Raw genomic sequence first — 11022 nt, 5'->3', positions numbered from 1 at the left:
ACGCTAACGCTCCTCGCGTGGCAGATAGGACATGCGACCGAGAATGCCGTCGGCAAGCGCGGCCGGCAGCAGCGTGAGCAAACGCATGCCGAAGGCGAGCATGCCGGGGAAGGCGATTTCCGCGCGGCCGGCGGCGAGTTTGCGCTGGATGTGGATTGCGGCTTTCTCCGCGGTCCACATGAAAGGTTTGTCGCCGGGGAAAACGTCGCTCATGGCGGTTTTGACAAAGCCCGGCAACACGATTGATACCCGGACGTTGTCGCGTGCGAGGACCGGGCGCACAGAATCGCCCCAGGCTTTTAGCGCGGCCTTGCTTGCGCAGTAAGCTGGAGAGATTGCCATGCCGCGTAGCGCTGCGATCGAGCTGATTAGCGCGATGTGACCGCGACGGCGCGCGCGCTTGCGTTCGATTACGGGCAGCGCAGCGTTAAGCGCGCCGGTGAAGTTTGTGTCGACAATGTTTGCGGTACGCTCGCGCCCTTCCCAGTCGTTCGCGTGTTCGAGCGTGCTCGCGACGCCTGCATTGGCGATCAGAAGGTCGATGGGATGCTTTTCGTCGAAATCGTTGAGCCAGTTTTCGATTGCGGTGGCGTCGCGGACGTCGAGTGCTTTTGTAATAACTGTGGCGCCTTTCTCGCGGCAGGCTTCTGCGCAGGCCTCAAGACGCCCTGCGTTGCGGCCGACGAGGCCGAGCGTTACGCCTGGACGCGCGTAAGCGAGCGCGAGCGCGCGGCCGATGCCGGCGCTGGCACCGGTGATGACCAGGTGGCGCGGGGAGCTGCTGACGCTAGGCATGTCCCACCGCCTCCAGACGACGAACCGCGCCGGCGACCGCCATATCAATGCCGGTACGGGTATAGAAGTCGCCGTTGATCTGCGTATGGTGGATCACGTAGTCGAGAAACGCCTTATAGAGATCCATATCGGGCTTCTCGCCCCGGATCCAAAAGTCCTCAAGACTGCCTTGCCATGTCAGGCCTTGCATCGAATAGATCGCCGTTCCCAAGGCAATGACCGGCTTTGAGTGATGAAGCGCCGACAAACCGACGGTACTGTTGACAACGATGACTCCCCGCGCATTGTCCAACAGGGTCGGCAAATGCCCAGCGTCGATAAACCGCAGCCGTTCCGAAACACCTAATTCGGTTCCGAGTTTGTCGACAAACTTTCGATAACCGATCAGTCCCGTATCCAGAGGGTGATTCTTGACGACCAGCAGGGAATCCGACGGCGCATGACGCGCGAATGAATGCATCACAACCGAGATCGCTTCGCGCACGCCGCCGAACGGCGAATGCACCACGATCTGCGAATCTGAATTTAATTGCAAAGGCAGCAAATAGTAAGGCGACCGTTGCTCAAGCAACGCCCGCGTCACACGCGCGGCCTCGCGGTCGTATATCTGGCGCTGTTGCAACAGACGCCAGACTAGCCCAGAATATTCCTGAAAGCCATTTCGCGGCCGATGGCTACGATAGTGCGGATATCGTTTCGCATGGAGTGTGTTGGCGAGCCGATATTTGATGTCGTGATATGCGCGCTCGTAAAGGTTGTAGCCGGTGGGACTGCTTGGCGGCACTGCCGAAAGGCCGGGGCGGGCGTCGAAATACGCGCGAGGATCGCGCGGCAACAACGAACGACCATTTACGCCGTAGCGTTCTAGAGTGACCCAGTGCGGCCGTACGTAGCCTTCCTCAAATACGTGAACGTGCACACCAAGCTTCTGCGCAACATCGTGGACCGGGCGATGAATCTCCCGGCAGTCGCCGAATAGTATGACATCCGTACAGGCGTCGCGCTCGATCACGCTGTGATACCAGGTCTCTAAATGCCCGATTTCATCGCGGTAATCCTGCGCGCCTCCGTCAGCGCTGTATGCGAGATCGCCGCCGCAGAAATTGATACGGCGAACAAGATTCCCCCGAGCGCGCAATGCGATCGCAAGCTTGCTGAAAAAAGGTGATGCAGTGCCTTGCAAGGCAAGGAATGAACGGCGCATACGTATATTTTTTGATCGCGAGCCAGAGCGTAGCCAGCTTTTGTGACTTATCGGCGAACTCGCTTCCCCGGTCTATTGTCAACCTTCCGATTCAGCAGCATGACTACCCGAGCTCAGTCACGCGAACATGCAGAACAAGCAGGAACGCACTTCCGTTCGTGGCGCGTTTCCCGCGCCTTTGACGGTTCAACCTGATTCCCTGCCGCAATGTATTCGCCCGCGAAGACCGTCTGGATACCCTGCTCCCACACCCCCGGACCGTGTAATTTGACACGAACTGCCCCGATCCCCGTTCGACGCCGATATTAATTCCCCGACCGACAATCGAAAGCTGGCACGGTTCGAAAGCTTATCGCATCACGTGTCTTTGTCATATAGGGCGTGCGATTTAATGCATCGAGACGCTACACTTTTCTTCGAAAACAATAGGATCGAGCTATAATCGCCCGCACGCATGGCGAAAACCCACGCAAGACGTCGAGACCAACAGAAGATCCAGCAAACTTGAGCCAGCCCTGAACGAGATCCAGCGGTTTGGCCGCCAGCTTCCGAAACGGTCATTGACCGATAGATCCCACACGCGACCTGAAGTCCTCCGCCTGCCAATCATGGCGGCAGGCTGCGAATGGCCTGGAATACACCTCGAACAACGTAACAAGCAGCATGACAAATACAACCGCCAAGCCGCAAAAAAACCTTCTAGATCGAATCAAAGGTGTCAATCGACTCTTCGCACTGACCGTTGTTGCGCCGACCGCGCTAGCTGCGATTTATTACGGATTTGTTGCATCGGACGTCTACGTTTCCGAGTCTCGCTTTGTCGTTCGCAGTGCGCAGCAGCAGCCAAAGATGAGCGTCGTAGGTGCGTTGCTCGAAGGATCGGGAATTTCTCACTCGGAAGACGACACGTATCCGGTTTTAGATTATATCCAATCGCGTGACGCCTTGCGCGAGCTTGATCAAAATAACTATGTTCTGAATGCCTACTCGCGACAGGGCGATTTTATCAGTCGCTTCCATACCTCTTTCGACAATAGCTTTGAATCGCTGTGGAAGTACTATTCAAATCATGTTGTCGAAGCGAAGCTCGATCCAATCTCGTCAATCACGACCTTGACGACGCGGGCTTATTCGGCCGAAGATGCAAAACGCATCAACAATACACTCGTTGAAATCAGCGAACGGCTGATTAACCGGCTCAACGCGCGCGCGGCTTCGGACGCCATTACGTTCGCGCAGCGTCAGGTGAACACCGCCCTCGGTAAAGCCAAGGATGCCGCGTCAGAACTCGCGCTCTATCGAAACAGCCACACGGTTTTCGATCCGGAAAAGCAATCGGCACTGCAACTCCAGCAAGTGAACGGCCTGCAAACGCAGCTATTTGCAGCGCAATCGCAATTGGGCCAGCTTCAAGCCGTATCGCCGCAGAATCCGCAGATTCCCTCGATTAAGACCTACATCACCACGATCGAAAAGCAGATCGATGTTGCGACCGGCAGTGTGGCTGGTGGCAAAAACTCGCTTTCGCAAAAGGCCAGCGAATACACGCGGCTCGAACTGGATGCCCAACTCGCCGACAAGCAACTAGCCTCGGCCATGGCTTCGCTCGACAACGCACGAGCGGAGGCGGAAAGAAAGCAACTTTACCTTGAAGTCCTAGTGCAACCGAACGCCCCGGATATCGCCATAGAACCGAAGCGACTTCGCGGGATCGCGGCCACCTTCTGCGTCGGCTTGATTCTGTGGGGTGTCCTGAGCCTTCTGATTGCCAGCGTTCGCGAGCACCAAGACTGAAGGTATGAGCACATCGCCTACGTCATTCATGCAGTCGCTGCGCATTCAAGCGCGCGTGGTCCATGCATTGATCATGCGTGAAATCATCACGCGCTATGGTCGGCATAATATTGGGTTCGCATGGCTGTTTGCCGAACCGATGCTATTTACGATCGGCGTGATCGGACTCTGGAGTATCGTCCATAAATCTACATCGTCGCAACATATCAACATCATCGCCTTTGCGGTGACCAGCTATTCCACTGTACTGGTATGGCGCAATGGTATTGGCCGTTGCGCACTGGCCATCACGCCAAACGCCTCCCTGCTCTTTCACCGTAACGTTCGGGTCATCGACCTGTTTATTTCGCGGATCATTCTGGAAATTGCGGGCGTTACACTGTCGATCGTGGCGTTGCTTGTGGGCCTTACGCTAATGGGCCTGATTCCGCCGCCGGCAGATGTACTCAATATGATCTTTGGCTGGTTGCTGCTCGGATGGTACACCGCAGCCATGGGCATGCTGATTGGCGGGCTCACCGAATACAGCGAAGTTGTCGAGCGTCTCTGGCATCCGATCTCCTATTTCCAGTTGCCAGTCTCGGGCGCATTCGTCATGACCAGCTATCTGCCGCCAAGCCTGCGCGACATCGTGATGTTGTTCCCGGCGTCCAACTGCGCTGAACTGTTCCGTTACGGTTATTTTGGCAAGGACATCACCCCTTACTACAACGTGCCCTATACCTGTGCGGTGTGCCTCGCAATCACGTGGCTTGGCCTGCTGGTCGTGCGTGGCGCATCGAAACGAGTGGAAACCCAATGATCGAGCTTGTGAACGTTTGCAAGAAGTACGAAGTTCGCGATGGCAAACGCACGGTCCTCAACGCAATCAACTGCGCGATTGAGCACGGTGAGCATGTGGGCATTCTCGGCAAGAACGGCGCGGGGAAGTCCACGCTGATCCGCCTCATCAGCGGTACCGAGTTGCCCACCTCCGGACATATCAAGCGTGGTATGAGTGTGTCCTGGCCGCTCGCCTTCTCCGGCGGCTTTCAGGGCAGTCTCACCGGCTTGGACAATCTGCGCTTCATCTGCCGCATCTACAATACTTCGTATCAAAAAGCGCTGCCATTCGTCGAAGAGTTCACGGAGTTGGGCAAATATCTGCGCGAGCCGGTCAAGCGCTACTCGAACGGTATGCGTGCCAAACTGGCGTTCGCCATGTCGATGGCCGTTGAATTCGATTGTTTCCTGATTGACGAAGTGATCGCAGTGGGCGATTCGGAATTCCAGCGCAAATGCCATACTGAGCTTTTTCTCCGACGCGCCAATCGCGCCATGATTATGGTCTCGCATGACCCGCACATGATCAAGGAGCATTGCTCCAAAGCCTATGTGCTCGATGCCGGTGAACTCAAGTTTTTCCCCGACGTCGATTCAGCCTATAACTACTACGAAACGCCGCGTCAATCGTAAGCAAAAGCTTGCGATCCTCGATCGCGCGCGGATCTCCGCTCCATTCCCAGACATAAATCATGTGGAAACAAGAGAATCTGATCGACTCGGAATGTCTAATTGTCGCGCTTACGTCATACAACGCAGACAATTCGAAAGCTGACACATTTGATTTTGCGTCGCTGACCCACGGCAGCGACTTTGCCGCGGTCCTGCTGAAGGATCTCGATAACGCCTGGTACACAAAGGGTATCGACGGTGTTGGCGCTACGCACGAAGAGGTCATCGCATATCTCGCGCCGCTACGCTCGCGTTACAAACGCATGCTCTTTATCGGCGATAGCATGGGGGCGTTCGGCGCGATCTTGCTGGGTGCACGGGTAAAGGCTGACAAGATTGTCGCCATTTCGCCGCAAACTAGTGTATGTACGCGGACCTGCAATATTCTGGCTGACGGCCGCTTCACCCGCTTTTTCGAGAAATTATCGGATGTGCCGGCAACAATCAAGGACGTGCGAACGATCCTTGCCGAATGGCCCGCAAAATCGGTCGATGTCTATGTCTCTCGCGCAGATCCGCTCGACATCGAGAATGCAAGGAATATCCAGAGCATTCAGAACGTCAACATCCAATATGTCGATCATTTCGACCATTGGATGGCGGAGGAACTCAAGCGCTATGGCGCGCTACGCAGCATCATCCGTAATTTCCTGCTTGACCGCGGATCTTTTGATCTGAACGAATTCATTGCCGCCGAACGCAAGGCTCTAGGGAGCTCGCTGTCCTGGCTTGGCGACGGAACGACGAACGAGAACGAAACGCTACACGAGCGCCAACTCGCGATTGAACCGAACTGGCATTTGCGTGAAAGAATCACGACGGGCGAAGTCGCATTCCAGTCCGTCGTGTTCGGCCCGGACGCTCCCACATATGTGACCCGTTACTTTCACTTCAACGACGAGGTAGAACAGATCAAGCCGGATTTCCTGCGACTGCCTATTGCACTGCCGATTGCCGGCGCGGCGACAGGTGTCAATACGGTACTCACGCATGCGCTGATCAAGGAAAAGCCCGTTTCCAACCTTGGCATTCCGTCGCTTCGTGCACATTTCAACGTTGCTCGCAGCGGCAGCGAAGCTGAGGGCCAACAGGGTGAGGAACTTCTCCAGCGTATGGATTTCCCTGGCGAGACCACGAGACCGCATTTCGACCCGAAACGCCACGGCCACATCATGTCGGGGCCTTATGTGCGCCTGGAGGCCGGGACCTATGTTGCGCATGTGAAACTCGCTGACGACTTCATGACGGACACGACCCTGTATCTGGATCTCGCATGCGACTGCGGTCGCGTCGTCGTCGTGAGAGAATATCCTGCGCAATTGTTGCGTACCGAGCGTTGGCTGAAGGTACCCTTCCATCTGCACCGTGCAAAAGGCGATATCGAAGTCCGACTGCGCACCGAGAAAGGTGCATCCGGTTCGGTCAACAACGTCTTCATCAACCGGGTCGCTTAAGCATGACGCCGCCGTCTTAACCTTCGAACTGCGAAGGTTAAAGCGGCGCGCTTTTACGGTTACGCAGTAATTCCCAACCCTTCGGGCAAGTTCGATGTGAGTTGCCAGTTCGACGTCGCGACGCTGCGGCGCGCTACGTCGGTCAGACCGTGATCGACCATCGCGGGCGACCACACTTCCGGCACGCGAAGAAGCGCCACGTCTGATTCGCTCAACCCATCGAGGTCAATTGCATACATCACCTGCTGATTGTTAATTCGACGGAATTGTGTCGGAAGCGGCGTTCCGTCTGCCTTCAGGAAGCTGACTTCATCGTCCAAAACCCGATGAAACACGTGAACGGTGAAAACAAGCCATCGTTGCTCAGCCGATCGTTTGATCTGCACTTCGGAAGTATTCTGAGGGCCCGCCCAATATTCCACGCCGTTATCCGTGAAATACGGTTGATGCCAGCCCTCACCTAGCAGGATTGCGCTCGCATCCTCGGACCAGACACGTCCCCAGTGGTCAGACGAAGCACCCGCAAAAACCTGCTTCGACACGCGCTTCTTGTACGCAAGAAACTGATCTCGAGCCACTTGCCAGAGCAACAGATCGATGGAATACAGTTCTGGCCGTTTCGAAACGATGCGAGTCAATTGCTCTTTTTCGCCGCGCTCCGTCCCGGCGACATTCGTGCGCAGATCCTGATGCGACATCACACGCTGACTTTCGACTTGCCAGAGAAAACAGAATTCGTCGATCGATTCCGTCGGTACGAGCCATCTGACGTGCTTCAGGCAGTCAAGCATCAGCGTCGTCATCTCGACGACCTGGCTTGCCTCGACTTCCAGAGTGCGAAACGCCGACACGAAATAGCGTGTTTGATGGTTGCAAAAAAAATCGCCGTACTGGTCAAAGAATCGCTCGGGTGACAGGAGATGTGCAACCCGGTGCAACGTGTTCGAAGGTTCGCGCAGGATATGCAGATAGTTTGAGACGATCTGTGCAATAGGATCGCGAACCGTGGCCAGCACATCGAGTTCGTCAAAACCATCGAGGACCGGGCCATTGATATGTGCTTCGATGAAGTCCTTATGTTCGAGCAACTCGCGCAGCTTCTCGCGCCCTTCGGGGAAGCTCAAGTCGCCGGACATATAGCTCGAGCGACCGAGCGCGAACGCGGAAGCCAGACGCAATGCCAGTGACTGACCGCCCGTCTTCGGAATATGGTGATAGAGGATCTTGCGCATGGTCTTCTTCATTTATGTAATCACTCGCCGCCGAAGCGCATCCACGTGACGACCTTGTTGCCGGTAGAAGGCAACTCGCGCCACTGCGTCAAATCCTTCTTCAAGCCTGACACCACGCTGTCTACGGAAATCGCGCGCAGGCAAATACTCTCCCGCCCGTTGGTCAGATGACACGGTTTGTGCTCATGACGCCAGCACGGATAGCACGGAAACTCGGCCTTGCTCGGTGCGAGCAACTGAATGTTCGGATAATCCTTCGTCCGCAGACGACCGCTAATTGCACCGAAGATTGCGATCGTAGGCACCTTCAGCGCGGCCGCAATATGAAGGAATGACGAATCCAGCACGACGAGGCGTTCGCAGAGGCTCGCAAGCGCGATGCTGTTGCGCAGCGGTTCAACAACCGTCGTCACATTGTCAAAGCGGAAGCCATTCAGCGGCTCATGATGGAACACGAGCACGCAGTAGCTGTGTGAAAGCTCCTCGACCAGCTTTTCCATGTGCGGCCAGTTGCGATAACTGTCCGCAGCAAAGGGTTGTACGCCGATGACCGGGCGGCCGTCGGGATTGATCTTTTGCAGATAGCGCTGAGCCCATTCCCGTTCGCTTTCGCGCACGCGATAGAACGGCAGGAAACCGTGCGCGCGGCTCAAACGGGCCTTCGAAATACCCATCGAACGCGCGAAGATCTCGATGCGATTCTGACGCACGTTCGGATACTGCTTTGACTCCAGCTTACCGGCCGGGCAATCTGTCAAATTCACCCAGCGCTTGTACTTTCGGATTTCGATCGCGTCTTCGTCGATATTGATCAAACGAATGCCTGGGAGACCTTCGAATACTGCGTGAAACGACTTGGGAATTGCAAAGTCGATCGATGCCTGCGGATACTTTTGCTTCAGTGCAAGTAGACCCGGCGTCATCATGAAAAGATCGCCAATGCCTCCCATTGCACGCGTCACCAGAATCCTGCGCTGCTTTGCATCCGCCTGCTTCAAAGCGCGCGCTTCTTCGCGTGTCCGCGCCGCCGCGCCAGCGGGACGAAACAATTCGCTCTTCTTGATCAGGAATCTTTCGGAGAGCAGCGACACAGCCGAACCCAGCAGACGGAACGGTTTATGCAAGCCGATTGAGCGCAGCGGGGGAACACTCGCAATCAGGCTGGCCGTATACGACGGCAGGATCAACATGCGGTATTTGAGCGGCACGTCACCGTTAAGCGCGAGCGCACGGAATACGCCCCGGTACGTCTTAGCAATCTGCGCCGCAAACGAATCGCGCAATTGCCCGCTGGTCTGGCGCAACGCCAGTCCCGTCCACAAGACGAGACGATATTCACGCAGGCGGTTACCCGCAGCTAGAATATATACAAGACGATGGCAGAACGCGGGCAGTTCGCGCCGACTGGGCAAAAGGTACGGGCGCTGAATAAGACGCAGCGCGACGGCGCATGCATCGTCGACGCGCCCAGCGAGCGCATCAAGATAGGCCGCGTGCACAGAGAGTGACTGCGCGAGACGCGGAAACTTCTTGACACCAGTGTTCATACCCACGGCAACCAGCGTGCGCGCTTCGGGCAGGAAGTTCATCGTCGTGAAGTCACCAACGAGTTGCTCCAGCCCCTTGAACCATTCCTCCGTGAAGGAAATACGCGCGTCGACGAGGTACGAGATATTTTCCAGCACGTCGGCGACAAACGCGTCACCCTCGGTGAAGTCGTGGCGCATCAATTCGGTTACGTGTGCACCCACGCAACTTGTGTACGAGTAGAAAACGTAGCGATCTCGCAACGCATGCCGGCGATTTTCACGCCCCATCTTCAACCATGCATGAAAGACGGGCGCATGGATGTTCTCGTACGCGATGGTCCCGAGGCCGAAATCTGTTTCAACGCCCTGAGCCAGCGCAGTATTCGCTGCAACCGCTGTCTGCGGACTGATTGCCAGTGCTTCGTGTATTTTGTTCATCCCATTCACGCCAGAGAGCCGATTCATCCCGAGCTCAACGCTTCGCTGGTCCGAAGCGTCACAACTCAGGTTCAAACGACATCCATATTTGACGGCATCCTCGCGTTGCGAGGCCTTGTACCAATGTTTATACGAGCGCGCGCTTCAATTCATCGAGTGCAATCGGCGCGGTACCCACCTTGCCAACTACGACCCCGGCCGCCCGATTCGCGACGAAGGCAGCGTCTTCAAGCGAGTACCCGTCGGAGAGCGCAGCGGCGAGCGTCGCAATGACTGTGTCGCCCGCACCCGATACGTCGTAAACCTCGCGAGCTTCGGCCTTGATATGCAGATGCCTGCCGTTTGAGAAGAGACTCATCCCTTCTTCCGAGCGTGTGATGAGCAACGCCCTCAATTCAAGCTCATCGCACAATTTGAAGGCTTTCCTTTCGAACTCACTATCCGAGCTCCAGCGGCCTGCGACCAGCGCAAACTCATCACGATTGGGCGTAAGCAGCGTCGCACCGCGGTAGGCAGAATAATCCGAACCCTTCGGATCGACGAGCACGATTTTGTGCTTGGCCAACGCCGCCTCCATCATGCTCTGCAGATGACAAAGACCACCCTTGCCGTAGTCGGAGAAAACAACGACTGAATGATCGGCAAGTTCCTTCGAAAAGATATCGACCAGAGGAAGCAGGAGTTCACGTTCAGGACGCTCTTCGAAGTCGGCGCGCACTACCTGCTGGCCGCGCGCGAGCAGCCGCAGTTTCACGACTGTCGGAAAGTCGTTGGCTTCCAGGAAATGGCAATTGACCCGGGCTTCGTCCAGAATCGCCTTCAGTTCTCGCCCTGCCTCATCAGCGCCAACGACAGAAATTAGTCCGCTTTTCGCACCGAGATTCGAAATATTGACCGCAACATTGGCTGCGCCTCCCGCGGTGGCACTCACACGCGAAACGTGGACAACCGGCACAGGCGCCTCCGGAGAAATTCGCGTCGTATCGCCGAACCAGTAGCGATCCAACATGACGTCGCCAGCAACCAGGACAGAGGACTTCGAGAAATCAAGATTCATGCTTTGGTGCAAATCGATAGTTGTT

Annotated in this window: 9 protein-coding genes; 4 read left to right on the top strand and 5 right to left on the bottom strand. The window is 56.1% G+C overall.

The genetic code is table 11. From position 1 onward, the window contains the following. Positions 1–3: 3 nt before the first annotated feature. Positions 4–795 (bottom strand): SDR family NAD(P)-dependent oxidoreductase, encoded by a 792-nt coding sequence (locus C7411_RS33590; protein ID WP_110388413.1) that lies wholly within the window; start codon positions 793–795, stop codon positions 4–6. Then, on the bottom strand, positions 788–1999 hold the full coding sequence (locus C7411_RS33585; RefSeq protein ID WP_110388412.1) for a capsule biosynthesis protein: 1212 nt from the start codon (positions 1997–1999) through the stop codon (positions 788–790). The genes C7411_RS33590 and C7411_RS33585 overlap by 8 nt, the downstream gene beginning before the upstream one ends. Positions 2000–2662: 663 nt before the next feature. Between C7411_RS33585 and C7411_RS33580 the strand changes: the two genes are divergently transcribed. The 4 genes from C7411_RS33580 to C7411_RS33565 are packed head-to-tail and all read left to right on the top strand — an operon-like array spanning position 2663 to position 6741. Then, entirely contained in the window at positions 2663–3793 is a 1131-nt protein-coding gene (locus tag C7411_RS33580; protein WP_110388411.1) for a KpsE/RkpR family capsule polysaccharide export protein, read from the top strand. Positions 3794–3797: 4 nt separating this feature from the next. Further along, positions 3798–4595, top strand: a complete 798-nt coding sequence (locus C7411_RS33575; protein WP_110388410.1) for an ABC transporter permease — start codon at positions 3798–3800, stop codon at positions 4593–4595. Then, on the top strand, positions 4592–5248 hold the full coding sequence (locus C7411_RS33570; protein ID WP_110388409.1) for an ABC transporter ATP-binding protein: 657 nt from the start codon (positions 4592–4594) through the stop codon (positions 5246–5248). The genes C7411_RS33575 and C7411_RS33570 overlap by 4 nt, the downstream gene beginning before the upstream one ends. A 59-nt stretch (positions 5249–5307) precedes the next feature. Then, positions 5308–6741 carry a hypothetical protein gene (locus tag C7411_RS33565; protein WP_110388408.1) on the top strand — a complete coding sequence of 478 codons (1434 nt, stop codon included), beginning with the start codon at positions 5308–5310 and terminating at the stop codon, positions 6739–6741. Between the two features lie 59 nt (positions 6742–6800). Here C7411_RS33565 and C7411_RS33560 read toward each other — a convergent pair whose 3' ends face one another. The 3 genes from C7411_RS33560 to rfaE1 form a co-directional block, all read right to left on the bottom strand. Beyond that, complete coding sequence (locus C7411_RS33560) at positions 6801–7985, bottom strand: hypothetical protein (protein ID WP_133253744.1); 1185 nt, start codon at positions 7983–7985, stop codon at positions 6801–6803. 8 nt (positions 7986–7993) lie between these two features. Beyond that, complete coding sequence (locus tag C7411_RS33555) at positions 7994–9940, bottom strand: glycosyltransferase family 9 protein (protein WP_165822946.1); 1947 nt, start codon at positions 9938–9940, stop codon at positions 7994–7996. Positions 9941–10067: 127 nt separating this feature from the next. Then, positions 10068–10997, bottom strand: a complete 930-nt coding sequence (rfaE1, locus tag C7411_RS33550) for a D-glycero-beta-D-manno-heptose-7-phosphate kinase (protein ID WP_110388405.1) — start codon at positions 10995–10997, stop codon at positions 10068–10070. Positions 10998–11022 lie beyond the last annotated feature (25 nt).

It is taken from the genome of Paraburkholderia silvatlantica, from assembly GCF_003096715.1.
Lineage (GTDB): Bacteria > Pseudomonadota > Gammaproteobacteria > Burkholderiales > Burkholderiaceae > Paraburkholderia > Paraburkholderia silvatlantica.
The sequence above is the reverse complement of the archived record's forward strand: the minus strand, read 5'-3'. Positions and strand labels throughout refer to the sequence as shown.

What these genes read in the sequence shown, in the direction of transcription:
- C7411_RS33590 (WP_110388413.1), bottom strand. Translation starts at nt 795, where the DNA reads ATGCCTAGCGTCAGCAGCTCCCCGCGCCACCTGGTCATCACCGGTGCC.
- C7411_RS33585 (WP_110388412.1), bottom strand. Translation starts at nt 1,999, where the DNA reads ATGCGCCGTTCATTCCTTGCCTTGCAAGGCACTGCATCACCTTTTTTC.
- C7411_RS33580 (WP_110388411.1), top strand. Translation starts at nt 2,663, where the DNA reads ATGACAAATACAACCGCCAAGCCGCAAAAAAACCTTCTAGATCGAATC.
- C7411_RS33575 (WP_110388410.1), top strand. Translation starts at nt 3,798, where the DNA reads ATGAGCACATCGCCTACGTCATTCATGCAGTCGCTGCGCATTCAAGCG.
- C7411_RS33570 (WP_110388409.1), top strand. Translation starts at nt 4,592, where the DNA reads ATGATCGAGCTTGTGAACGTTTGCAAGAAGTACGAAGTTCGCGATGGC.
- C7411_RS33565 (WP_110388408.1), top strand. Translation starts at nt 5,308, where the DNA reads ATGTGGAAACAAGAGAATCTGATCGACTCGGAATGTCTAATTGTCGCG.
- C7411_RS33560 (WP_133253744.1), bottom strand. Translation starts at nt 7,985, where the DNA reads ATGAAGAAGACCATGCGCAAGATCCTCTATCACCATATTCCGAAGACG.
- C7411_RS33555 (WP_165822946.1), bottom strand. Translation starts at nt 9,940, where the DNA reads ATGAACAAAATACACGAAGCACTGGCAATCAGTCCGCAGACAGCGGTT.
- rfaE1 (WP_110388405.1), bottom strand. Translation starts at nt 10,997, where the DNA reads ATGAATCTTGATTTCTCGAAGTCCTCTGTCCTGGTTGCTGGCGACGTC.